This is a genomic window from Stenotrophomonas maltophilia, from assembly GCF_039555535.1.
Taxonomy (GTDB): Bacteria; Pseudomonadota; Gammaproteobacteria; order Xanthomonadales; family Xanthomonadaceae; genus Stenotrophomonas; species Stenotrophomonas maltophilia_Q.
On the sequence record NZ_CP154630.1, the window covers coordinates 261,876 to 286,294 of the forward strand.

Genomic DNA, 24,419 nt, shown 5'->3' on the forward strand with positions numbered 1-24,419 from the left:
GTCTGTGCGCCCTCTTCCCTGGAATCGCCCGTCGATGCGCCGCCGTTCCCTCGCCCTTGCCCTGTCCCTGCTGCTGCCGGCCAGCGCCTTCGCCCAGGCCCAGCCGCAGGCCGCACCGGTTACGACGCCCGCTGCCGCGCGCAGCAGCGCGACCGTGGTGCTGACCGCCGCGCCGACTGACTGGCGCGCGCTGGACGGCCAGCGTGTGCGCATCGCCGCGCCGCTCACCCTGGCCGGCACCGATGGCCTGGAGCGCTTCGGCCAGCTCACTGTCGCCTTCGATGGCCGCCTCTGGCAGCCCACCGAAGTGGCCGCGCCGGGTACTGCCGGCTACGAGCAGGTGATGGCCGACAACCTGCGCCGCCGCCTGGTGCTGGACGATGGCAGTGATGCCCGCGACCCGGCCAGCGTGCCGTACCTGCCGGGCAACCCGGTGCTGCGCGCCGGCATGCAGCTGCGCAACGTGGAAGGTGTCGTGCACGTGGACGCGCAGGGGCACCCGCGCTTGCAGGTCGAAGGTGTGCTGAAGCTGCCGGAGCTGAAGCGCCCGGCGGTGCCGACGGTGCCGGGCAGCCTGCACGTGGCGGCCTTCAACCTGGAGAACTTCTTCAACGGCGACGGCCAGGGCGGTGGCTTCCCGACCCTGCGCGGTGCGCGCACACTGGATGAACACAAGGCGCAGGTGGCCAAGCTGGTCACCACGGTCAACGCGCTGGGTGCCGACGTCGCCGCGCTGATGGAACTGGAAAACGATGGCTACGGCCCGCAGTCGGCCATCGCCGAACTGGTCGATGCGCTCAACCGGGACCGCGGCGCGCAGGGTGACTGGCGCTTCGTCGATGCCGGCAACGGCCCCGGCGACAATCCGATCCGGGTCGGCATCATCTACCGCAGCAACCGCCTGCAGCCGCAGGGAAAGCCGGCCACGCTGACCGGTGGCCCGTTCGTCGAGCACAGCCGCGTGCCGCTGGCGCAGGCCTTCCAGGGCAAGCAGGGCGCGCCGTTCGTGGTGGTGGCCAACCACTTCAAGTCGAAGGGCTGTCGCGAGGCCGCCGGTGCAGACGCCGACCACAATGACAACCAGGGCTGCTGGAATGCGACCCGCGTGACCTCCGCGCAGCAGCTGCACGCCTGGCTGCAGACGGATCCAACCGGCACCGGCGCCAAGGACGCCGTGCTGCTGGGTGATTTCAACGCCTATGCGATGGAAGACCCGATCCGCACCCTGCATGACCTGGGGTGGCAGGACGCGTTCAAGGTGGCCAAGGTCGAGCATCCCTACAGCTACGTCTACAACGGCTACACCGGCCGCCTCGACCATGCATTGCTGAGCCCGGGCATGGCCAAGCGCCTGCGCGGCGCCGCCGAATGGCACAGCAACGCCGACGAGCAGGACGCCAGCGGCTACCAGGGCCGCAATGTGCCGGGGCCGTGGCGCAGCTCCGACCACGACCCGCTGCTGCTGGGTTTCGATAAATAACGCCCAACGCAGGGGTCGGAGCCCATTCCAACGGAATGGGCTCCGACCCCGATGCACATGCTCACCCCCAGGCGATCAACCCGATCGCCAGCACCGCCAGCGCAAGACCCGCGCGGTTCCACTTCGTGGTTGCCTCGCCGAACGCGAACACGCCCACCAGTGCACCCAGCACCACCACGCCGATGTTCATGCCGGCGAACACGGTGGCTGGGCTCTCCGGCATCGACTGATGCGCGTGCACATAGAAAAGAATGTTGCCGCCATTGAGCAGGCCCAGCAGTGCACCCGCGCCGAGATTGCGCCAGGCCAGCCGGCTGCGGCCACTGACATGCCGCCACAGCTGCAGCGCCAGCATCAGTACGAAGGCCACGCTGAAGCTGGCCAGCACCGCCGCCATCGACGGCGTGCCCGACAGCGCCACCTGCTTGAGCAGCACGTCGACCACCGCGAACCCGGCCCAGACGCCCAGCAGCCAGCCCCAGCCACCGGGTGAGGACGACACCGCCGGTCCGCGCGGGCGCAGGCTGATCGCCACCATGGCGACCAGGCCCAGCGCCAGGCCGACCAACTTCCACGGCGTGGCGGTCTGGCCGAAGAACAGGAACGCGGCGGCCAATGACAGCAGCAGCGACAGCCGCTGCGCCACGTCGCTGCGGACGATGCCGGCCACCGCCACCGCGCGGCCCAGCACCAGGAAGATCGACGGCAGCACCACCGCCAGCGCCAGCAATGACAGCCACGGCGCATGCGGCGCGCGCAGTGCATCCAACGGCGGCTGCAGCACCGCGGCGGTGAGCGTTGCAGCGACCAGATAGTTCCAGGTGACCATCTGCGCGACATCCAGCTGGCGGCGTCCAGCCACCTTCAACAACACCGAAACCAGCACGCTGCAGATCACGGCCAAAGACAGGTAGAGCATGGGGCGGGCACAGGGCAGGGGCGGGGGACGGTATCATGGTGCCATGCACAAGCCCTTGTTCCCCGTTGCCCCCGGCGAAACCGCCTGCCTCGAACTGGACGGCCCGGCCGGCCCGCTGGAAGTGGTCGTCGACCTGCCCAAGGCCGATGTGCCGGTGCAGCCGATCGTGGCCATCATCTGCCACCCTTTGTCCACCGAAGGCGGCACCCTGCACAACAAGGTGGTCACCATGACCGCCACCACCCTGCGCGAGCTGGGCATCGCCACGGTGCGCTTCAACTTCCGCAGCGTCGGTGGTTCGGCCGGTGAGTTCGACCACGGCGTGGGCGAGCAGGATGACCTGAAGGCCGTGGCTGCCTGGGTGCAGAGCCAGCGCCCCGACGACCGCCTGTGGCTGGCCGGTTTCAGTTTCGGTTCGTTCGTTTCGCTGAAGGCCGCTGCCGCGCTGCAGCCCGAAGCGCTGATCTCGATCGCGCCGCCGGCCGGCCGCTGGGATTTCGATGGCATCGCACCGCCGGCGCGCTGGCTGGTGATCCAGGGCGAGCAGGACGAGATCGTCGACCCGCAGGCGGTCTATCAGTGGCTGGACACGCTGGATTTCCCGCATGAGCTGGTGCGCATGCCCGAGACCAGCCACTTCTTCCACCGCAAGCTGATCGACCTGCGTGGCGCGCTGACCCACGGCGTGAAGCATTGGCTGGGCGCGGCGGCATGAGTGCAACCGAGTTGACCCCGTCGCAGCGGTACGCGGAAGGGGTCGCCCGTGGCGACTGGCAGAACGACCCGGCCCAGCATGCGGCGCTGGCCGAGCTGGACCGCATCCACCTGGGCCTGCTGGACAGTGCCGAGGACGGCTGGCTGGACCGCCTGTCCTCGTTCTGGAAGAAGCCCGAGCCGGTAAAGGGGCTGTACTTCTGGGGTGGCGTCGGCCGCGGCAAGACCTTCCTGGTCGACCTGTTCTACGACGGCCTGCCGATCAAGCAGAAGTACCGCACCCACTTCCACCGCTTCATGCGCAGCGTCCATGAGCGCCTGCGCGAGCACCAGGGGCAGAGCGACCCGCTGGCGAAGATCGCCCAGGAATGGCGCAGCAACCTGCGCGTGCTGGTGCTGGACGAGTTCTTCGTTACCGACATCGGTGATGCCATGCTGCTGGCACGGCTGCTGGAGCGCCTGTTCGCCGAGGGCGTGACCCTGGTCACCACCTCCAACACGGCGGTGGAGAACCTGTACCTCAACGGGCTGCAGCGCGAGAGCTTCCTGCCGGCGATCGGCCTGCTGCAGCGGTTCTGCGTCGAGCTGTACGCCGAAGGCACCGAGGATTACCGGATGCGCGCGCTGACCCGCTCGCCGGTGTACCGCGCGCCGCTGGCCGCCGACAGCGACGACTGGCTGGCCACGCGCTGGAACGAACTGAGTGGTGGTCAGCCGGCCAAGCCCGGCAACATCGAGATCGAGGGCCGCAAGATCCCGGTCCGTGGCCGCGGCAAGAGCATTGCCTGGTTCGATTTCGCCGCGCTGTGCGAAGGTCCGCGCGGCCCGTCGGATTACATCGAGATCGCGCACGAGTTCAACACGGTGCTGCTCGGCGGCATTCCCGCCTTTGACCGCCTGAACGAAGATGCCGCGCGCCGCTTCGTCAACCTGATCGATGAGTTGTACGACCGCCACGTCAACCTGGTGTGCACCGCAAGCACCTCGCCGATCGAGCTGTACACCGGCCAGCGCCTGCAGGGTGCGTTCGAGCGCACCGCCTCGCGCCTGATCGAGATGCAGAGCGCCGAGTACCTGGGTACCCCGCACCGGGCGTGAGGGTCGTGCCGTTTGTAGAGCCGAGCCCACGCTCGGCTGCTTTTGCATGATGTGCCGAAAAGCAGCCGAGCGTGGGCTCGGCTCTACAACAGCGCCGCGTGGTTATCGGGAGGGCGCCAAGGCGTCGTCACGCGGCCGCTCCTCCGGCCCGGCCGACACATGCAGCCCCGAACCGCTGCCATGCTCTACCCGCACGCTGTCGCCGCGCTCCAGCAGCCGCAGCGGCTGTCCCTGGTAGCGCAGCTCCAGCGCGTCGTGGGCATCCGCCAGCGACTGCACCAGCGGGCATAGCGCCATGGCCCTGGCTTCCAGCTGCTGGCTGCGCGCTTCCATGCGGCGGTCGACCTCGGCATCGAGGCGGTCGGCGCGGCGCTCCATGGCGCCGGCGCGGCCGGTGAATACCTGCCACAGCACGCTGCGGGTCGTCGACGTGGCCATTGTCTCGGCCATCTGCTCGATGTGCGCGTCGAAGCCATCGCCGAAAGTGTCCTGCTCCCAGTAGCCGCGGCCGAGGCTGGCCTCGATCCAGTCCTGCATCTCGCCACGCATCGCCCGCATCTGGCGGTTGCGGGACTTGCCGGTGATGGCTTCGAAGGCGGCGTCCAGCGCATCGAAGGTGACCCCGGAGACTTCATGGGCGAGCGCGGTGGCGGCGGGCATCAGCTGGCGGGCGCCGGCCTCCATCTGCCGCAGGCGGGCAGCGTCGGCGGCGCTGACCGGCACCATCGTGCCGTCCAGGCTCAGCTCGCCGTCGTGGAACACCACTTCATGCGGCGCCTGCGGGCCATGCCGCAGCCAGATGCCACCGCTGTCCACCAGCACGTCGTAGTCGGTGTGGATGCCGCACTGGTCCGAACGCAGGCCCGGCCCCTCGGCGGCCAGCGCGGGAGCGGTGAACAGAGCGGGCAGCAGTGCCAGCAGGGGCAGTCGCAGGTGCATCGGATCATCCTTCTCCGCAGGCGAGGGGCCAGCATCGGCTGCCCGCGCGCGGGCGTCACCGGCCGGAAGTCACCCGTCCACCGCATTCCCACCGGCTGCCCACCACCTATCCACAGGGTTGTCCCTAGCCAGCTTCATCACTGTCATGTGAAGCTGTCATTGTTCCGTTTCCGCGGTGTGTTGTGCCACCGCAGTGACGCCTTTCGGGCTTGACTGCGCAGCCCGTTCCGGCAGGTCTGAAGCGTCTGATCAGGGCGCCGATGGCACGATCCTTGCGGCGCAAGGGATTGCCGAATTTCACTACATTTGGCGTTGACGGACCCCATTACCCCCACTATCTTGTGGCCGTCGGTCGCAGCAACCCCAAGTCTGGGGGTTGGCAGCAGCACCCATCCGCGATCGTCAACGGCAGTGGCAGGCGCAGGGTCTCATTCCCTGCGACGCCGTCCTGCCATCCTGGGCCGTCATGTCCCGGGATGCGTCACCCCGATGCATCGAGCACCCCCAATCACGCCAAGAGGACATACGCCGTGAGCACCGAATCCAGCGCCACCATCGAGAAGGAAAGCGAGTTCCTGTTGACGTCGCCGCCGACGGCCAACGCGATGAGTGTGACCAAGCGCAACGGGACCACCGAACTGGTGGACCTGAACAAGATCGTGCGCGCGGTGCAGCGTTCCTCTGAAGGCCTGCACGCCGTCGATCCGATGCGCGTGGCCACCCGCACCATTTCCGGCCTGTACAACGGCGCCACCACCCGCGAGCTGGACGAACTGTCCATCCGCACCGCCGCCCTGCTGATCGGTGAAGAGCCCGAGTACGGCCGCCTTGCTGCGCGCCTGCTGGCCAACTACATCGCCAAGGAAGTCTCGGGCCAGGAAATCTACGCTTTCTCGCAGTCGGTCAGCCGTGGCCATGAAGTCGGCCTGATCAACGACCGCCTGCTGAACTTCGTGCAGACCAACGCGCGCAAGCTCAACGATGCCATCGACATCTCGCTGGACCTGAACTTCGATTACTTCGGCCTGCGTACCCTGTACGACCGTTACCTGCTGCGCCACCCGCACACCCGCAAGGTGATCGAGACCCCGCAGCAGTTCTTCCTGCGCATCGCCAGCGCGCTGAGCGAGGACGTGTCCGAGACCCTGGCGCTGTACAAGCGCATGGGCAACCTGGACTACCTGCCGTCCAGCCCGACCCTGTTCAACTCCGGTACCACCCACGAGCAGCTGTCCTCGTGCTTCCTGCTGGATTCGCCGCAGGACTCGCTGGAGTCGATCTATTCCAAGTACGGCGACATCGCCCAGCTGTCGAAGTTCTCCGGCGGCATCGGCGTCAGCTACACCCGCGTGCGTTCGCGTGGTTCGCTCATCAAGTCGACCAACGGCCACTCCAACGGCATCGTGCCGTGGCTGAAGACCATGGATTCGTCCGTGGCCGCGGTGAACCAGGGCGGCAAGCGCAAGGGCGCGGCCTGCGTCTACCTGGAAACCTGGCACGCCGACATCGAGGACTTCCTCGAACTGCGTGACAACACCGGTGACGAAGCCCGCCGTGCGCACAACCTGAACCTGGCCAACTGGGTGCCGGACCTGTTCATGAAGCGCGTCGAAGCCGACCAGGAATGGTCGCTGTTCGATCCGCGCGTGGTGCCGGAGTTCACCGACCTGTTCGGCGAAGCCTTCGAAGCCGCCTACCTGCAGGCCGAAGCGCAGGGCAAGGCCAACCGCACGATCTCTGCCCGCAAGCTGTACGCCCGCATGATGCGTACGCTGGCCGAGACCGGCAACGGCTGGATGACCTTCAAGGACAAGTGCAACCGCGCCAGCAACCAGACCCTGCGTCCGGGCAACGTGATCCACCTGTCCAACCTGTGCACCGAAATCCTGGAAGTCACTTCCAACGATGAAACCGCGGTGTGCAACCTGGGTTCGATCAACCTGGGCAACCACTTCGACGAGCACAACGAGTTCGACTTCGAGAAGCTGGCCGAGACCGTGCGCCTGGCCGTGCGCCAGCTCGACCGCGTCATCGACCTGAACTTCTACCCGATCGAAACCGCGCGCCGTGCCAACCTGCGCTGGCGTCCGGTCGGCCTGGGCTGCATGGGCCTGCAGGACGTGTTCTTCCGCAAGCGCCTGCCGTTCGACAGCGCCGAAGCCCGCGCGCTGTCGAAGAAGATTGCCGAAGCGATCTACTTCCACGCGCTGGAAACCTCCTGCGAGCTGGCCCAGGAACGCGGCAAGCACCCGTCGTTCAACGACACCCGTGCCGCCAGCGGCGAACTGCAGTTCGACGCCTGGAACGTGGTGCCGGAAGACACCGCGCGCTGGGATGCCCTGCGTGAGCGCATCAAGGAACACGGCCTGCGCAACTCGCTGATGATCGCGATCGCACCGACCGCGACCATCGCCTCGATCGCCGGCTGCTACGAGTGCGTCGAGCCGCAGGTGTCCAACCTGTTCAAGCGCGAGACCCTGTCCGGTGACTTCCTGCAGGTCAACCGCTACCTGGTGAACGAGCTGAAGAAGCTGGGCCTGTGGACCGCCGACATGCGCGACGCCATCAAGCTGGCCGAAGGTTCCATCGCCGGCGTGGCGCAGATTCCGGAAACGCTGCGCGAGGTCTACCGCACCGCGTGGGAACTGCCGATGCGTTCGCTGATCGACATGGCCGCCGAGCGTGGCGCCTTCATCGATCAGTCGGCCTCGCTCAACCTGTTCATGGAAAGCCCGAACATCGGCGCGATGTCCTCCATGTACATGTACGCCTGGAAGCAGGGCATCAAGACCACCTACTACCTGCGTTCGCGCCCGGCCACCAAGATCGCCAAGACCACGGTGAGTGCCGCCGCACCGGCCAAGGTGTTCAGCCCGGACGAAGCCATCGCCTGCTCGCTGGAAAACCCGGAAGCCTGCGAGGCCTGCCAGTAAGACGCGGCGTGCCGGCCTTGCCGGCACCTCGCACCTGTAGAGCCGAGCCATGCTCGGCTGCCGCACGGAAACACCCAGGTAGCGCCGGGCCATGCCCGGCGTTTTGACCCGAGAAGACAAGGAAACACCCATGGCCGACAAGCCCAAGCAGATGCTGCTCGATCCCGGTTTTGAACTGACCCTGCGCCCGATGCGCTACCCGCAGTTCTATGACATGTACCGGAACGCGATCAAGAACACCTGGACGGTGGAAGAGATCAACTTCCAGATCGACATCACCGACCTGCACAGCAAGATGTCGCCGGGTGAGCGCCACCTGATCCACCGCCTGGTCGCGTTCTTCGCCACCGGCGACTCGATCGTGTCCAACAACCTGGTGCTGAACCTGTACCAGCACCTCAATGCGCCGGAAGCGCGCATGTACCTGTCGCGCCAGCTGTATGAAGAAGCGCTGCACGTGCAGTTCTACCTCACCCTGCTCGACAACTACCTGCCGGATCCGGAAGAGCGCGCCAAGGCGTTCTCGGCGGTGGAGAACATCGACTCGATCAAGAAGAAGGCCGATTTCTGCTTCAAGTGGATCGACTCGATCCAGAGCCTGACCCGCATCGAGACCCGCGAACAGCGCCGCCAGTTCCTGCTCAACCAGATCTGCTTCGCTGCCTGCATCGAAGGCCTGTTCTTCTTCGCTGCGTTCGCCTACGTGTACTACTTCCGTTCGCGCGGCCTGCTGCCGGGCCTGGCCTCGGGCACCAACTGGGTGTTCCGCGACGAGAGCGCGCACATGGAGTTCGCGTTCGAGTCGGTGCGCGTGGTGCGTGAGGAAGAGCCGGACCTGTTCGACGATGAAATGAAGCAGCAGGTCTACGACATGCTGGCCGAAGCCATCGAATGCGAAGTGCAGTTCGCCGAGGACGTGCTGTCCGGCGGCGTGGCCGGCATCTCGACCCGCGACATGCGCCAGTACCTGCAGCACTGCGCCGACCAGCACTTCGCCAAGCTGGGCATGGAAAAGAAGTACAACGTGCGCAACCCGCTGCCGTTCATGGAGCTGCAGGACGTGCAGGAACTGACCAACTTCTTCGAACGCCGCGTCTCGGCCTACCAGGTGGGCGTGCAGGGCGAAGTGGCCTTCGACATGAACTTCTGATCGAACCGGTCAGGCCTGCCGCAACGAAGAACCCCGGCCAATGCCGGGGTTCTTCGTTTCTGTAGAGTCGAGCCATGCTCGATTGATCTTCGCGAACAGCAGTGGAGCATGGCTCCACTCTACAAAGGGCGGCTACCGCCGCCCTTCCACCGCCATGCGCACCGCCAGCCCGGCCAGTACCGTGCCCATCAGCCAGCGCTGCACCGCCTGCCAGGTCGGGCGCGCAGCCAGGAAGCCGGCGATGCTGCCTGCAGTCAGCGCGATCATACCGTTCACGCTGACGCTGACCAGGATCTGGGTGGAGCCCAGCACGATCGACTGCATCAGCACGCTGCCTTCGCCGTCCGGGTGCAGGAACTGCGGCAGCAGCGACAGGTACATCACGGCCACCTTCGGGTTCAGCAGATTGGTCAGAAAGCCCATCGTGAACAGCTTGCGCGGGCTGTCCTGCGGCAGGTCGCGCACCGCGAACGGCGAACGGCCACCCGGCTTGAGCGCCTGCCAGGCCAGGTACAGCAGGTACAGCGCGCCGCCGATGCGCAGCGCGTCGTAGGCGAACGGTACCGTCATCAGCAGGGCGGTGATGCCCAGCGCCGCGCACAGCATGTAGAACACGAAGCCCAGCGCCACCCCGCCCAGCGAGATCAGTCCCGCCATCGGCCCCTGGCAGATCGAGCGCGAGATGACGTAGATCATGTTCGGCCCGGGCGTGATCACCATGGCCAGCGAGACCAGTGCAAAGGCCAGAAGGTCGGAAGTGGCGGGCATGGGTGGTCCTGGCGGTGGTCGTGGCGCAGTGTAGCGCCTGCCATGGACGCGGCCTGCGCAGGCACCACTGCCAGGTGGCCATTGCACATTCGTTCCGATGGCCGTCACGCCGGTCGCATAAAATCACGGGACCCCACACACCGAAGCCGCTCCCATGACCCCGATTCCCGAGACCGTGCCGCCCACCGAAGTGCGCATGGCCGAAATCGTCTTCCCCAACCACACCAACCACCTCGGCACCCTGTTCGGTGGCCAGGCGCTGGCGTGGATGGACAAGGCCGCCTTCCTGGCCGCCGCCCGCTACTCACGCCGCACCGTGGTGACCGCGCGCAGCGACCAGGTCGACTTCAAGCTGCCGATCCGCATCGGCCAGATGGTCGAGACCATCGGCCGCATCGTCGAAGTCGGCCGCAGCTCGATGAAGGTCGAGGTGGAGCTGGTCGCCGAGGACCTGCACAGCGGCGAGCGCAAGCTGTGTACCCGCGGCCACTTCGTGATGATCGCGCTGGACGAGGAAGGCCACCCGATCGCGGTGCCGCCCCTGCCGGCGGCCTGACCCGGCCAACTGACCAGCGCTTGCGGGGGCGCCCACGCGCCCCCATCTGGCTCCCATGACCCCGCCGCTGACCGACTTCATCGACCGCGCCCAGCGCCTGTTCGTGCTGACCGGCGCCGGCTGCAGCACTGCCTCGGGCATTCCCGACTACCGCGATGCCGACGGCCAGTGGAAACGCACGCCGCCGGTGACCTACCAGGCCTTCATGGGCGAGGCGGCCACCCGCCAGCGTTACTGGGCGCGCAGCCTGCTGGGTTGGCCGCGCTTCGGCCTGGCCCGGCCCAACGGCACCCACCAGGCCCTGGCCGCCCTGGAAGCGCGCGGCACGCTGCAGGTGCTGCTGACCCAGAACGTGGATGGCCTGCACCAGCGCGCCGGCAGCCACAACGTGATCGACCTGCATGGCCGCCTGGACCAGGTGCGCTGCATGGGCTGCGAACGCCGCAGCGGCCGCGAGGACTTCCAGCAGCGCCTGCTGGACGCCAACCCGGGCTGGGACGCGCTGGAGGCCGGCATCGCCCCGGATGGCGATGCCGATCTGGAGACCGATTTCTCCAGCTTCGTGGTGCCCGATTGCCCGTCCTGCGGCGGCCTGCTGAAACCGGACGTGGTGTTCTTCGGCGAAAACGTGCCCCGTGAACGCGTGGCGGCGGTGCATGACCACCTGCAACAGGCTGATGCCGTGCTGGTGGTGGGCTCGTCGCTGATGGTCTATTCCGGCTTCCGCTTCGTGCAGGCGGCCGCGAAGGCAGGGTTGCCGGTGGCGGCGCTGAATCGTGGCCGTACCCGTGCCGACGACCTGCTGCAGTTCAAGGACGAGCGGGACTGCGCCGAGGCGTTGGCCGGTTGGGTGGCGGGCTGAGCCGAGCGCGGGCTCGGCTCTGCAAGGGGGTGTTGGTTTCTGTAGAGCCGAGCCCACGCTCGGCTTCAGCAGGCCGCGCGAAACAGCGATCCATCCAGACGGTTGATTCGCAGGCCGTGCGGCGGTGCAATACGCACCCCTTCGTCGTCCATCACCGTCTTGAGCCAGTTGTTTTCGCCGATTTCGTTCGGCCCCCTGACCCTGTCCAACCGCATCGTCATCGCGCCGATGTGCCAGTACTCCGCCGAGGACGGCCGCGCCAGCGACTGGCACGCCATGCACCTGGGCAACCTGGCGCAGTCCGGTGCCGGCCTGCTGATCCTGGAAGCCACCGCCGTCGAACCGCGCGGCCGCATCAGCTGGGCCGACCTGGGCCTGTGGGACGATGGCACTGAAGCCGCGCTGGCACAGGTGCTGGCCAGCGTCCGCCGCTGGTCGCCGATGCCGTTGGGCATCCAGCTCGGCCACGCCGGCCGCAAGGCCTCGGTGAACCGGCCTTGGGACGGCGGCGGCCAGCTGCCGGCCGACGATACCCGTGGCTGGACTACGGTGGCGCCGTCGCCGCTGCCGTTCCATGCCGCCGATCCAGCGCCGCAGGAACTTGGCGAGACCGGCATCGCCGACGTCATCGCCGCCTTCGCCGCCAGCGCGGTGCGTGCCGAGCGCCTGGGCTTCGAACTGATCGAGCTGCACGCCGCGCACGGTTACCTGCTGCATCAGTTCCTGTCGCCGTTGAGCAACCGCCGCACCGATGGTTACGGTGGCTCGCTGCCCAACCGCCTGCGCCTGCTGGTGGAAGTGTTCGACGCCGTGCGTGCGGCGGTATCGGACAAGGTCGCTGTGGGCGTGCGCATCTCCGCCAGCGACTGGGTCGATGGCGGCTGGGATCTGGTGCAGAGCGAGGCGCTGGCGCAGGTGATGGACGCGCGCGGCTGCGATTTCCTGCATGTCTCCAGCGGCGGCCTGGACGAGCGCCAGAAGATCACCGTCGGCCCGGGTTACCAGGTGCCGTTCGCGGCGGCGATCAAGGCCAAGGTGCGCATGCCGGTCATCGCGGTGGGCATGATCACCGAACCGGAACAGGCCGAATCGATCCTGCGCCATCGCCACGCCGATGCCGTGGCCCTGGCGCGCGGCATCCTCTACGACCCGCGTTGGCCGTGGCATGCCGCAGCTGCACTGCGCGAGAGCGTGGTACCGGCGCCGCAGTACCTGCGCTGCGAGCCGCGCGACGCGCGTGGCGTGTTCAAGGCACGCTGAGGCTCACACCCGCCAGGCGGGCGCCATGCCGGCCTGCAGGTGTTCGAACAGCGCGCGGATCTTGGCGGTGAAGTCGCGGCGGTCACTGACGCAGAAGTAGACCTCCATCGGTTCCGGGCGCCACGCGGTATCGGCGCCGAACACCGCCTGCAGGCGGCCATCGCGCAGGTAGGGCTCGGCCACGAACGCAGCCAATCGAGTGATGCCGGCACCGGCCGCCGCCAGCGTCGCCAGCGCATCGATGTCATCGCAGACCATGCTTGGTGGCAGCGCGGCGTCCACGCGCTGGCCGTCCTTCAGCAGGCCCCAGCGCAATGGCCGGCCATCGGTGGGGAAGCGGTGCAGCAGACCACGATGGCTGCCCAGGTCGGAGGGTTGCCGCGGGGTGCCGTGCGCCTTCAGATAGGCCGGCGAGGCGCAGAACACGAACGGTACGCGCGCCAGCTGCCGTGCGACCACGCCGTCCTCCAGCTGTGCGCCGATGCGGATGCTGGCATCCACCGCTTCCGGCCCATGCTGCACGGCGCGGTCGGTCAGGCGCAGCTCCAGCTGCAGTTGTGGATAGCGCTGCTGCAGTGAAGGCAGCAACGGTGCCAGCACATGACGACCGAACGCGCTGCTGCTGGCAATGCGCAGCGGCCCGGCCGGTTCGATGTCGCCGGCGGTGACCATGGCCTGCGCACGCGCCAGGTCGGCTTCGATGTGGCGCACCTGCGCCAGGTACAGCGCGCCGGCCTCGCTGAGAGCCAGCTGCCGCGTGCTTCGGTTCAGCAACCGCACGCCCAGATGGGCCTCCAGCCGGTTGATGTTCTGGCCGACAGCGGTGGCGCTGATGCCAAGGATGCGGGCCGCGGCGGCAATGCTGCCGGTCTCTGCGGTGCGGGTGAAGCTGCGGATCAGTTGCAACAGGTTCATGACCAACCAGCTTGCCACGGGTACACCCAAGTATCGCTTGGGACTGAACCAAGCTGTTCGGTTGCATCGGTGACCATCGATCCGGCGGACGCGGCGCTGCCCTACACTCGGGGGATGCGCCCCGATTCCATTCTTACCCTGTCCTGTCCCGACCGTACCGGCATCGTCTACCGCGTGTCCGGCCTGCTGTTCGACCACGGCTGCAACATCCTCGACGCCCAGCAGTTCGGTGACGAGGAAAGCGGCCGCTTCTTCCTGCGCGTGCACTTCGACCGCGATGCCGGGCTGCCGCTGGAGACCGTGCACACGAGCATGGCCGCGCTCGCCGAAGGCTTCGGCATGGACTGGCAGCTGCACGATGGCCGCCGCCGCGCACGCCTGCTGGTGCTGGTCAGCAAGCAGGGCCACTGCCTCAACGATCTGCTGTTCCGCGCCCACAGTGGCCAGCTGAAGGTGGACATCGCGGCAGTGGCGTCCAACCACGCCGACTTCGCGCCGCTGGCCGCGTCCTACCAGGTGCCGTTCCACCACCTGCCGGTGACCGCCGAAACGCGCGCGGTGCAGGAACAGCAGATCATCGATCTCGTCGAGCACGAGCGCATCGACCTGGTGGTGCTGGCGCGCTACATGCAGATCCTGTCGCCCACGCTGTGCCGCGCACTGGCCGGCCGTGCGATCAACATCCACCACAGCTTCCTGCCCAGCTTCAAGGGCGCGCAGCCGTATCACCAGGCGCACGCGCGCGGGGTCAAGATCATCGGTGCCACCGCGCACTACGTCACCGAGGATCTGGACGAAGGCCCGATCATCGAACAGGACGTGGCCCGCGTGGACCACGCGATGGCACCGCGCGAGCTGGTGCGGCTGGGCAGCGATACCGAATCGCTGGTACTGGCACGCGCGGTTCGCCGCCATGTGGAGCACCGCATCCTGCTCAACGGGCATCGCACCGTCGTATTCCGGTAGGGGCCTTTCTGTAGAGCCGAGCCATGCTCGGCTGCACTTCGGCCCAAGGCCGTGAATCTGACGGATGAGCCGAGCATGGCTCGGCTCTACAGGGCAACTCAGATGATCGCGATCCCTGCTTTGCCCAGCGCCTCGCGCACCATCGCATCGTTGGCGTCGGTCACCGGTCGGGTCAGCTCCCACAGGAACTTCACCCGGAAGCCGGACTTCACCGCGTCCTGCGCGCTCCACAGCACGCAGTAGTCGCGGGCCAGGCCGCACATGTGCACTTCGCGGATGCGGCGCTCGTGCAGCCAGCCGGCCAGGCCGGTCGCCGGGCGCTCGCCATCGGGACCGTGGTTCTCGCGGAAGGCGCTGTACGAGTCCACCTGTTGGCGCGTGCCCTTGCGCAGGATCAGATCAGCCACAGTCCAGTCCACGCCCGGATGCAGCGCGGCGCCGTCGCTGCCCTGCACGCAATGGTCGGGCCACAGGGTCTGTGGCTGTGCGTGCAGCAGGATGGTCTCAAACGGACGCTTGCCGGGGTGCTGGCTGGCAAATGAGGCGTGATCGGCGGGGTGCCAGTCCTGGGTGGCCACCACCGTGCGATAGCGGCGCTGCGCCAGCAGCCCTGCAATGGGTGCCACCAGGGCATCGCCCTGGTCGCAGGCCAGCGCGCCACCGGGCATGAAGTCCGGCTGCAGGTCGATCACCAGCAGGGCGACGTCGGCGGGCAGGGCGGTCATGGCAGATCCACTACAACGCAAAGGGGCGACCAGCGTGGCCGCCCCGGCGGCACAGGTCAATCGCCCTGCGGCGTCCCAGCGTCCTGCCCGTAGTACAGCAGGCCGATCTTGATCCGTTCGCGGCCGTTCTCGCGGCGATGGCGGTTGGCATCGCGCAGCGAATACACGCAGCCGCAGTACTCCTGCTGGTAGAACTGCTCGCGCTTGCTGATCTCGATCATGCGGCTGGCACCGCCGCCCTTGCGCCAGTTGTAGTCCCAGTACTGCAGGCCTTCATAGCGCGACGCGGCACGGATGCCGCAGTCGTTGATCTGCGCCATGTTCTTCCAGCGCGAGATGCCCAGCGAAGAACTGATGGTGTCGTAACCGTGTTCGTGCGCGTACAGGGCGGTGCGCTCGAAACGCATGTCGAAGCACATCGTGCAGCGGATGCCGCGCTCGGGTTCGTTCTCCATGCCGCGCGCACGGCTGAACCAGTTGTCGGTGTCGTAGTCGCAGTCGATGAACGGAATGCCGTGCTTCTCGGCGAAGCGGATGTTCTCCTGCTTGCGCAGCTCGTATTCCTTCACCGGGTGGATGTTGGGGTTGTAGAAGAAGATCGCGTAGTCGATCCCGGAGGCGGTGATCGCCTCCATCACTTCGCCGGAGCAGGGTGCGCAGCACGAATGCAGCAGCAGGCGCTTGCCGTCGGCGGGCAGGGTCAGGGCGGGGCGTTGGAACTCGGTCATCGTCGGGTGCGTCAGGGCGTGGAAGTGGGCTGGCCGGATACCGTGAACAGGACGCGCGCGGCCACACCGCCTGCGCGCGCAGGACGACGACGGCCCCGGCACCCTCCCCGCGGAGAGTCCAGGTCGAATCAGGGGACGGTCGTGTCCCCCGGCCGGGGCCGGTATTCGGGCTGATGGACACGGGCCGCAGCCCACCTACTCCCTGCCGCTTCCCAGGCGTGAGCCCAGTGCTGTTGGCAGGATTCGTTTCCATTCACCGCTGCGGGGCAGCTCCGGAATGGGCGCGTGAGGCGCCTTCACCGGATTCCCGTTTAAATCCCTCCCCGCGCGTGAACGCCTGGAGGGATACCTTCGGCGCGCCCACGGTGGACGGGTTGCTGGCCAGGGTCAAGGGGGCAGAGCCCGTTGCGCTGCAACGGGATCCGACCCCGGGCGGGACGTACCTTCAACGTCCCACCGCAGCCCGCGCGCGGATGTCGTCCAGCCGCTGGTCGTGCAGCAGGTGCCCGTTCTCCCACACGGTCACCATCGCGTCCTCGAAGCCGACCGGCAGGGTGTCGTCGCCGTTGGCCGGCAGTGGCACCGTATGCAGGCTGCCGTCACCCAGGCGGCGCAGCAGGCGCATGCGGCCACGCTTGCTGGTCTTGCCGGCATCGGTGACCGGATCCTTGTATACATCGACCCACTCACCGTCGACCCGTGCCGCCGAGCATTTCAGCGCGAACTTCTGCGTGTCGCGGTCCAGTCGCTGCAGCAGGGCGCCGCCCATGCCGAAGGCTATGTTGTCGGCGGCGTAGCCATCGTAGGTGATGCGTTGCAGGATGGCGCGGATCATATCCGGGTTGATGCCATCGCCCTGGATCACCCGCACGTGGTTGAGCACGCGATAGCCCTTGCCGTTGATCACGTGGCCGAACGCTTCATCCAGCCGGCGCAGACTTTCGGCCACCACCTCCACCGGGTCGCCCGAGTCGGGACGGATGACCAGGGTGGCGCCCGAGGCGATCACTGCATCGCGCAGGGTGGTACCCCAGTGCTCGCTGATCGCGCGGTAGATGTCATAGCTGTCCGACACGACCGCCACGATCGCACCGGGCTTGCCGAACTGGCGCAGCATGTTGCGGTAGGCGTCCACTTCACGCTCGCGGCCCCAGCTGGTGATGGTGCTGTGCTCGGCGGCGGGAATCGAATAGCCGGCCATCGGCGCGTGATAGTGCGCGCGGGCCAGGCACAGGGCCGATACGGTATCGGTGCCGAGGAAGTTGACCAGGTGCGCGGCACCGCCCAGCGCGGCCGATTCCAGGCTCGATACACCGCGCGCGCCGAAGTCGTGCAGCTTGAACGGCAGCTGCCCCTGCGGATCGTCGCTGGTCTGCTGCAGGAACGCGGCAATCGTCTGCCGTGCGTGCCAGCTGATGGTGGCCACGGTGACCGGATACCACACCCGCAGCAGCAGCGTTTCCAGGTACGACGGCACCCAGAACGCGGCCGGATCGGTCGACTCGATCGTCATCAGTGCCTGGTGGGTGGGCACCACGCTGCCCTCGGGCACGGCACGGATGCGTACCGGCAGGTGGCCGCCAAGCCGGTCGACGATATCGCGCCAGCCGGTCTCGTTGAACGGTTCGCCATGCGCGGCGAACACCGCAGCAGCGTCGTCGATGTCGGCGTGGGTGACCGGCCGTGCCAGTGCGTCCTTGAGGATCGCCTGCAGGCCGAAGAACACCGTGCGATCGTGCAGGCCGCCACGCGATTCGACGTAGAAGAACGTGGCATCGGTACCCGGGGGGTACTGCAGCCAGTGGCTGGCCTTGTAGCTGTCGGTGTTGAGGAGAAGATTATCGAGGTAGTGCATGACGGAAGCTCCTTCGCGTCGGGTGGCACCGGCGGTCTATCCGCCAGTGGGGAGGCCGGGCCTGTCAGCCGCGGCCGAGGAAATACTCCAGGATGTGCAGGTGGTCTTCGAACAGCTGCGGGCCCATGTCCAGGGCTTCACTTACCGGTACCCAGCGCGCCTTGTCGGCGTCATCGCCGCCGCGCACCGGCGGCAGCTCGCCGGCGGGGAATTCGAAGTGGAAACCGTGGGTGATGGTGCGGCCGCGCTGGCTGCGGTCGGGGTGGTCGAAGACCTGCTGGCCCTTCAGTGACCCCTTCAGCACCGGCAGCGGGATCTTCAGCCGGGTTTCCTCGCGCAGTTCGCGCAGGCAGCTGTCGAGCAGGCTCTGTTCCTGGCCGACGAAACCGCCGGGCAATGCCCACAGCCCCTTGCCGGGTTCCGAGCGGCGGCGCACCAGCAGCACGTGGCCCGAATGCACCACCACCGCATCGGTGGTGACGAAGGTCGGCGCGTAGGGCGCATCCTTCCAGGCGGCCTTGTACTGCTCGATGAAGCGGTACTCGGCCACCAGCTGGGCATAGGCCGGCGCGCTCTTGCGGAACGCTTCGAGCATGTCGAAGACCGGCGCCGGCACATTGCCACGCAGCATCAGCAATGCACCGTGGAAGTCCACGTCGCCGGCCTCGAACAGGTAACGCCGCAGTTCGGTGGCCGACAGCGTGGCGGTGTGCTGCACGTCCACCAGCGGCCACTGCGGGAACTCGCGCAGGTAGTAGCTGGACGCATCCTTGTCCATGCCGATCAGGCCGACTCTGGCATCGGCCGCGGCGCCGTCGTTGCGCAGGGCCTCGGCCACCTGGCGCTGCACGTTGGCGATCCACTGGGCTTCGTTGTACAGGTGGTCACGCAGCGGGCGGATCAGCAGGCGGTCGCCATGGCCGTCGAGGGCGGCTTGGATCATCACGGCACGTTCGGCCACGGTCCAGGGATTGCGGAGGCTGCGGGGGGTATCGGCAGAGCCGACCAGGAAGATCAGCTTGCGGGCCCGGCTCAGGGCCAGGCGCGCAACGGCGGCGTGGCCGTTGTGAAAGGGCTCGAAACGCCCGATGAAGACGAGATAGTCGAATTCCATGAGAATCCCTCATGTCGTTGTGGCAGCCGCAGGTCTGTCCCTTGGCTTGCTGCAGATGCTACGCCGATGGCGGGGCGGGTCAAGCCTGCAGGCATGCCATCGGCTGAACGCCGCAGATTCCTGCTCGGACTGCGGTGGTGTTCTCAGGCCCTGAGAAGCCTCTGCGCCATACTGGCACCCACGCGGCGGACGGCATGCTCGGGGGCAAGACAGTGGCAGACAAGTACTGCGATCTGGTCATGAAAGGCGGCATCACCAGCGGCATCGTGTACCCCAATGCGGTACTGGCGCTGGCGCGCGAGTATCGATTCAAGAGCATCGGCGGCACTTCGGCCGGCGCCATCGCTGCGGCGGTGGCGGCTGCGGCGGCCTGCGGTGATCGCCGCCAGCAGGCCGGTGAGCACTTGCCCGGCGATGCCGGCTATGGTGGGTTGTCGGCGGTATCGGCGCAGCTGTCGCGGCGCGGCTTTATCTACAGCCTGTTCCAGCCGGCGCGCGGCGCACGCGCGGCCTATCGGCTGCTGGTGGTGCTGACCGGCAATGCCAGCCTGCCGCACAAATTGCTGTGCCTGGCCGTTGCCGTGTTCGAGATCGCACCGCTGGAAGTGCTGGTGTCGCTGGCGCTGTTGCTCGGCCTGGGCTGGTGGGGCGGTGGTTGGAGCGGCGTGGCGGCCACGCTGCTGCCGTCGCTGCTGTGTGCGTATGGTGCGGGTGTGGCCGGTGCCGCGCTGCGTGTGGCACGCGTGGCGCGACGCAATCTGCTGGGCCTATGCAGTGGACTCGGCCGCGATGCACGCACGCCGGCACTGACCGAGTGGCTGCACGAATGCCTGCAGCAGTTGTCCGGCAAGCCGCTGGATGCACCGCTCACCTTCGCCGACCTGCACGACGCGCCGCGCTATGCCGGCGAGCCGGACAGCCCGCATGCGATCAGCCTGCAGATGATCACCACCTGCGTGTCGCACAACGAGCCGCGTACGCTGCCGCTGGGCGGCGCGCAGTTCTGGTTCCTGCGCGAGGAATTCGAGCAGCTGTTCCCGGCCAGCGTGGTGCAGTGGCTGGTGAAGCAGGCTGGCCCGCCGCTGGAGGTGGAGGGGCGCCAGTATTATCACCTGCCGCCGGGCCCGCAGCTGCCGGTGCTGGTGGCCACGCGCATGAGCCTGAGCTTCCCGCTGCTGATCAGCGCCGTGCCGCTGCACGAACCTTCGCGCCGCGAGCGTCGCTGCGATCCGACTGCGCCAGCGGCCGACCCCGAGCACAACGTGGCCGACAGCATGGAAGGGCTGACCAGTGCCGGGCAGGCCTGCGGCCCGGTGATCACCGCGTTCCGCATCTGCTGGTTCTCCGATGGCGGCATCAGCAGCAACTTCCCGATTCATCTGTTCGATGCCGCGTTGCCGCGCTGGCCGACCTTCGCCATCAATCTGGTCTACCCGCAGCACGCCGAAGAGGTGAACCAGGGCAGCAGTGGCCGCCAGGCGCTGGAACACGCCGTGTTCCTGCCCACCGAAAACCGGCATGGCTGGCAGCGCACCTACCAGTCGATCGCCACGCCGTTGGCGGCTGCGGAACTGGGGCGTTTTCTGTTCGCGGTGGTGGCAACCATGCAGAACTGGCGTGATCTGCTGCAGGCGCGCGCGCCGGGCTACCGCGACCGCATCGTGCACGTCAGCCTGCAGGGCGACGAAGGCGGCATGAACCTGGACATGCCACAGGAGGTGCTCACCCGCATCGCCGACAAGGGCAGCCTGGCCGGTGCGCGCTTCTGTTCGTTCTCGTTCGAGAACCACTACTGGATCCGCTGGCGCAACCTGGCCTCGGCCTACCAGCGCTACACGCTGGAAGTGGCGCGTACCGACGACCCGGCGCAGCAGGTGCTGGCCTACCGCGCGGCCTATTCGATGGTCGCCCGGGGTGAACCGGCACCGCCGTCGTACAAGCTGGGCTCGGACGACAAGCGTCGCGGCTCGCAGCAGCTGTGGGCGCAGATGGTCGAGCAGGGCCGCACCTGGGAAGACCTTGGCCCGGACCTGACCGACGGCGCACCACGCCCGCTGCCGCAGATGAAGGTGACGCCGATCTACTGACCGGGTAGCAGATCCACGCCATGCGTGGATGGAACCCCGTTGAAGTCGAGCATTTCGAACATTCATCGAAGAGCATCCACGCGTGGCGTGGATCAAGCGTGTCGACCAAGGTCGACACCTACCCACAGCAGCAAAGGATGCCGTTTTGACAGCTCGCGGAGATCTGTCGAAGGCGGGGTGGGTCCGGTGGCGGGGGTGTCCGCGGCATGGATGCCGCGGCCAAGCCCCCAAGGACGGGTCTACGGCGTCCCCCGCCACCGGACCCACCCCGCCATCCCACGGAAAGCCCGCTGTTGCTTTTGCTGTTGCCTTGGATTGAAGCAGGTGCAGGGCGCAGCCCTGCCGAACCAACCCTACCGCCCCGGCAACTGCGCGAACGCACGCTGCATGCAGTCCTCGCGCGGGCACACCCGGCAGCCCGGCCCGATCGACACCGAATTGCCCGGGCTCTGCACGTCCAGCCCCAGCGAGTACACCAGCCGTTCGGCATGCTGAAGATCGCAGCCCAGTGCCACCGCAAACGTCTTGCGTGGCTGCCCATGCCCGACCGGCCCGCTGCTGACCTGCCGTGCCAGCCAGAAATGTCGGCGGCCATCGGGCATGCGCGCAGTCTGGGTGAGGATGCGCCCGGGCTGGTTGAACGCCTCGTAGACGATCCACAGCGGGCACGAGCCGCCCACCTGCGAGAAGTGGAAGTCGGTGGCCGAGTGGCGCTTGGACACATTGCCGGCGCGGTCCACGCGGATGAAGAAGAACGGCAGGCCAGGCGCGCTGCGCCGCGCCAGCGTGCTCAGCCGGTGGCAGACCGCTTCGAAGCCGACGCCGAACTGGTGCGCCAGCAGTTCGATGTCGTAGCTGCTGGCCTCGGCGGCGCGCAGGAAGCGCAGGTACGGCATCACCAGCGCACCGGCGAAGTAGTTTGAAAGACCGATACGCGCCTGCGCGATGCGCGCGTCATCGCTGAAACCGGCACGCGCCACCACCGCATCGATCTGTGGCAGGTAGCCGTGCAGGGCCAGTTCGGCGGCCATCTGGAACGCCTGCTGGCCCGGCTCCAGGTAGTCCGGCAGCCACAGCCGGCGGGTACCGGCGTCGTACTGGCGCTTCTCGCGCCCGGCCTGCAGCGCGGCCACTTCCACCAGCACCCCGTGGCGATCGGCCAGCAGCTGGCGCAGGCGCGGCGCCACGTGCCCGGGCGACAACCCCCACTCGGCGAACAGGCGCTCGGCCAGTTCGTCCAGCTCGGGGATGTGGTTGTGCATGCGGTTGAAGAACTCGCGCACCTGGTCACCGGCAGGCAGGGTGCTGCCGGCACCCGGCTCGCCCAGCTGGAATTCCAGGGCGGCGGCATGTTCGCGCAGGGCCAGGTGGCGGCGGTGCAGGTCCAGCAGGGCGCGGCTGACCTGCGGCAGGTTGCCGGCCAGTGCGCGCAGTTCGGTCGCGCTCACCTCCGCCAGGCCCAGGTCGCGCAAGGTCTCGCCCAGCGCCTCCTGCAGTGCGGCGGGCTCATCTTCGTCGAACAACGAGGAAACGTCGCCCAGCACCTCACCCAGCTTTTTCTGCACCGCCGGCGTCAGCGGGCGCTTGTTGCGCTCGATCTGGTTCAGGTAACTGGCCGACAGCCCCAGCGCCCGCGCCAGATCAGCCTGGCTGTAGCCACGCTGCTCGCGCAGCCGCAGCAGGCGCAGGCCAAGTTGTCGTTGGGTGGCTGAATAATTCACAGAATTAACATGAATCGTCTGGCGTGTTGGCCAGATTAAGCGGATTCAGCCCGGAAATCGAGGTGGGTGCTGTGAATAATGCCAAGCATCTTTCGAGCCCGTGGGATTGTCGTCATGACTGTTGCAGCGCCCCGTATCCGCATGCTGATCGATGGCCAGTTCATCGAATCGGCCACCTCCCACTGGCAGGACGTGATCAATCCGGCCACCCAGGACGTGCTGGCCAAGGTGCCGTTCGCCACCACCGGCGAAGTGGACGCCGCCGTCGCCGCCGCCAAGGAAGCCTTCAAGACCTGGCGCAAGACCCCGATCGGCACCCGCGCGCGCATCTTCCTGAAGTACCAGCAGCTGATCCGCGAGAACATGAGCGAGCTGGCCCACATCCTCACCGCCGAGCAGGGCAAGACCCTGCCGGACGCCGAAGGCGATGTGTTCCGCGGCCTGGAAGTGGTCGAGCATGCCGCTGCCATCGGCAACCTGCAGCTGGGCGAGCTGGCCAACAACGTGGCCAATGGCGTGGATACCTACACGATCATGCAGCCGCTGGGCGTGTGCGCCGGCATCACCCCGTTCAACTTCCCGGCGATGATCCCGCTGTGGATGTTCCCGATGGCGATCGCCACCGGCAACACCTTCATCCTCAAGCCGTCCGAACAGGATCCGATGGTCACCATGCGCCTGGTTGAACTGGCGCTGGAAGCCGGCATTCCGAAGGGCGTGCTGAACGTCGTCCACGGTGGCGAGGAAGTGGTCAACGCGATCTGCGATCACCCGGACATCAAGGCCGTGTCGTTCGTCGGTTCCACCCGCGTCGGCACCCACGTCTACAACCGCGCCTCGCTGGCCGGCAAGCGCGTGCAGTGCATGATGGGCGCCAAGAACCACGCCGTGGTGCTGCCGGACGCCAACAAGGAACAGACCCTCAACGCGATGGTCGGCGCCGCATTCGGTGCCGCTGGCCAGCGTTGCATGGCCGCCTCCACCCTGGTGCTGGTCGGTGAAGCACGCAACTGGGTGCAGGACCTGGTGGCCAAGGCCAAGACCCTGAAGGTCAGCGGCGGCACCGTCGCCGGTACCGATGTCGGCCCGGTCATTTCCTGCAGCGCCCGCGAGCGCGTGGAAGGCCTGATCGCCTCGGGCGTGGAGCAGGGCGCCCAGCTGGTGCTCGATGGCCGCAAGCCGCAGGTCGATGGCTTCGAGAAGGGCAACTTCGTCGGCCCGACCATCTTTGCCGGTGTCACCACCGACATGCGCATCTACCAGGAAGAAATCTTCGGGCCGGTGCTGGTCATCCTCGAAGCAGAGACGCTGGAAGACGCCATCGCGATGGTCAACAGCAACCCGAACGGCAACGGCACCGCGCTGTTCACCCAGTCCGGCGCGGCCGCCCGCAAGTTCCAGGAAGACATCGACGTCGGCCAGGTCGGCATCAACGTGCCCATCCCGGTGCCGGTGCCGCTGTTCTCGTTCACCGGTTCGCGCGCCTCCAAGCTGGGCGACCTGGGCCCGTACGGCAAGCAGGTGGTGCTGTTCTACACCCAGACCAAGACGGTCACCGCGCGCTGGTTCGATGACGAGACGCTCAGCCACGGCGTCAACACCACGATCAGCCTGAAGTAACGGCAGGAG

20 protein-coding genes and 1 riboswitch are annotated in these 24,419 nt (G+C 67.4%); of the genes, 11 read left to right on the forward strand and 9 right to left on the reverse strand.

The window, feature by feature from the left end:
• Positions 1-34 precede the first annotated feature (34 nt).
• On the forward strand, positions 35-1,480 hold the full coding sequence (locus AASM09_RS01085; RefSeq protein ID WP_049429777.1) for an ExeM/NucH family extracellular endonuclease: 1,446 nt from the start codon (positions 35-37) through the stop codon (positions 1,478-1,480).
• A 61-nt stretch (positions 1,481-1,541) separates the two neighbouring features.
• Here the strand turns inward: AASM09_RS01085 and AASM09_RS01090 are convergent, their stop codons facing one another.
• Positions 1,542-2,399, reverse strand: a complete 858-nt coding sequence (locus AASM09_RS01090; protein ID WP_049429776.1) for an EamA family transporter — start codon at positions 2,397-2,399, stop codon at positions 1,542-1,544.
• Between the two features lie 43 nt (positions 2,400-2,442).
• Between AASM09_RS01090 and AASM09_RS01095 the strand changes: the two genes are divergently transcribed.
• Complete coding sequence (locus AASM09_RS01095) at positions 2,443-3,114, forward strand: alpha/beta hydrolase (RefSeq protein ID WP_049429775.1); 672 nt, start codon at positions 2,443-2,445, stop codon at positions 3,112-3,114.
• Positions 3,111-4,211 (forward strand): cell division protein ZapE, encoded by a 1,101-nt coding sequence (zapE, locus tag AASM09_RS01100; protein ID WP_049429774.1) that lies wholly within the window; start codon positions 3,111-3,113, stop codon positions 4,209-4,211. The genes AASM09_RS01095 and zapE overlap by 4 nt, the downstream gene beginning before the upstream one ends.
• A gap of 102 nt (positions 4,212-4,313) precedes the next feature.
• On the opposite strand, the gene AASM09_RS01105 is transcribed toward zapE, so the two are convergent.
• A complete protein-coding gene (locus tag AASM09_RS01105; RefSeq protein ID WP_049429773.1) occupies positions 4,314-5,150 on the reverse strand; it encodes a DUF2884 family protein in 837 nt (278 codons plus the stop codon).
• 530 nt (positions 5,151-5,680) lie between these two features.
• On the opposite strand from AASM09_RS01105, the gene AASM09_RS01110 reads away from it, so the two are divergent.
• Positions 5,681-8,083, forward strand: a complete 2,403-nt coding sequence (locus tag AASM09_RS01110; RefSeq protein ID WP_049429772.1) for a ribonucleoside-diphosphate reductase subunit alpha — start codon at positions 5,681-5,683, stop codon at positions 8,081-8,083.
• 130 nt (positions 8,084-8,213) lie between these two features.
• On the forward strand, positions 8,214-9,233 hold the full coding sequence (locus AASM09_RS01115; protein ID WP_049429771.1) for a ribonucleotide-diphosphate reductase subunit beta: 1,020 nt from the start codon (positions 8,214-8,216) through the stop codon (positions 9,231-9,233).
• Positions 9,234-9,365: 132 nt separating this feature from the next.
• Here the strand turns inward: AASM09_RS01115 and AASM09_RS01120 are convergent, their stop codons facing one another.
• Positions 9,366-10,001 carry a LysE family translocator gene (locus AASM09_RS01120; protein WP_049429770.1) on the reverse strand — a complete coding sequence of 212 codons (636 nt, stop codon included), beginning with the start codon at positions 9,999-10,001 and terminating at the stop codon, positions 9,366-9,368.
• Positions 10,002-10,155: 154 nt separating this feature from the next.
• On the opposite strand from AASM09_RS01120, the gene AASM09_RS01125 reads away from it, so the two are divergent.
• The 3 genes from AASM09_RS01125 (at position 10,156) to AASM09_RS01135 (ending at position 12,679) form a co-directional block, all read left to right on the forward strand.
• Positions 10,156-10,557 carry an acyl-CoA thioesterase gene (locus tag AASM09_RS01125; protein ID WP_004153688.1) on the forward strand — a complete coding sequence of 134 codons (402 nt, stop codon included), beginning with the start codon at positions 10,156-10,158 and terminating at the stop codon, positions 10,555-10,557.
• Positions 10,558-10,612: 55 nt separating this feature from the next.
• Positions 10,613-11,419, forward strand: coding sequence for an NAD-dependent protein deacetylase (locus AASM09_RS01130; protein WP_100443743.1), 807 nt, complete (start codon positions 10,613-10,615; stop codon positions 11,417-11,419).
• A gap of 159 nt (positions 11,420-11,578) precedes the next feature.
• Positions 11,579-12,679: an NADH:flavin oxidoreductase/NADH oxidase gene (locus AASM09_RS01135; protein WP_080355043.1), complete on the forward strand. Its 1,101-nt coding sequence runs from the start codon at positions 11,579-11,581 to the stop codon at positions 12,677-12,679.
• A gap of 3 nt (positions 12,680-12,682) precedes the next feature.
• On the opposite strand, the gene AASM09_RS01140 is transcribed toward AASM09_RS01135, so the two are convergent.
• A complete protein-coding gene (locus AASM09_RS01140; protein ID WP_049429767.1) occupies positions 12,683-13,594 on the reverse strand; it encodes a LysR family transcriptional regulator in 912 nt (303 codons plus the stop codon).
• A gap of 114 nt (positions 13,595-13,708) precedes the next feature.
• Here AASM09_RS01140 and purU point away from each other — a divergent pair, with 114 nt between their 5' ends.
• Entirely contained in the window at positions 13,709-14,560 is an 852-nt protein-coding gene (gene purU / locus AASM09_RS01145) for a formyltetrahydrofolate deformylase (RefSeq protein ID WP_049429870.1), read from the forward strand.
• A 98-nt stretch (positions 14,561-14,658) separates the two neighbouring features.
• On the opposite strand, the gene pncA is transcribed toward purU, so the two are convergent.
• The 4 genes from pncA to AASM09_RS01165 all read right to left on the reverse strand — a co-directional run bounded on the left by pncA (position 14,659) and on the right by AASM09_RS01165 (position 18,982).
• Positions 14,659-15,285 carry a bifunctional nicotinamidase/pyrazinamidase gene (gene pncA, locus AASM09_RS01150; RefSeq protein WP_049429766.1) on the reverse strand — a complete coding sequence of 209 codons (627 nt, stop codon included), beginning with the start codon at positions 15,283-15,285 and terminating at the stop codon, positions 14,659-14,661.
• Positions 15,286-15,341: 56 nt separating this feature from the next.
• Positions 15,342-16,013 carry an epoxyqueuosine reductase QueH gene (locus tag AASM09_RS01155; RefSeq protein WP_049429765.1) on the reverse strand — a complete coding sequence of 224 codons (672 nt, stop codon included), beginning with the start codon at positions 16,011-16,013 and terminating at the stop codon, positions 15,342-15,344.
• Positions 16,014-16,169: 156 nt separating this feature from the next.
• Positions 16,170-16,363, reverse strand: a riboswitch (cobalamin riboswitch).
• A 95-nt stretch (positions 16,364-16,458) separates the two neighbouring features.
• Positions 16,459-17,868 (reverse strand): nicotinate phosphoribosyltransferase, encoded by a 1,410-nt coding sequence (locus AASM09_RS01160; protein ID WP_049429764.1) that lies wholly within the window; start codon positions 17,866-17,868, stop codon positions 16,459-16,461.
• Positions 17,869-17,932: 64 nt separating this feature from the next.
• Positions 17,933-18,982 carry a bifunctional nicotinamide-nucleotide adenylyltransferase/Nudix hydroxylase gene (locus AASM09_RS01165; RefSeq protein WP_049429763.1) on the reverse strand — a complete coding sequence of 350 codons (1,050 nt, stop codon included), beginning with the start codon at positions 18,980-18,982 and terminating at the stop codon, positions 17,933-17,935.
• 194 nt (positions 18,983-19,176) lie between these two features.
• Between AASM09_RS01165 and AASM09_RS01170 the strand changes: the two genes are divergently transcribed.
• Entirely contained in the window at positions 19,177-21,069 is a 1,893-nt protein-coding gene (locus tag AASM09_RS01170) for a patatin-like phospholipase family protein (protein ID WP_049429762.1), read from the forward strand.
• A 353-nt stretch (positions 21,070-21,422) separates the two neighbouring features.
• Here AASM09_RS01170 and AASM09_RS01175 read toward each other — a convergent pair whose 3' ends face one another.
• Positions 21,423-22,790, reverse strand: coding sequence for a helix-turn-helix domain-containing protein (locus AASM09_RS01175; RefSeq protein WP_049431349.1), 1,368 nt, complete (start codon positions 22,788-22,790; stop codon positions 21,423-21,425).
• 114 nt (positions 22,791-22,904) lie between these two features.
• Here AASM09_RS01175 and AASM09_RS01180 point away from each other — a divergent pair, with 114 nt between their 5' ends.
• Complete coding sequence (locus AASM09_RS01180; protein ID WP_049431353.1) at positions 22,905-24,410, forward strand: CoA-acylating methylmalonate-semialdehyde dehydrogenase; 1,506 nt, start codon at positions 22,905-22,907, stop codon at positions 24,408-24,410.
• The last annotated feature ends 9 nt before the right edge of the window (positions 24,411-24,419 follow it).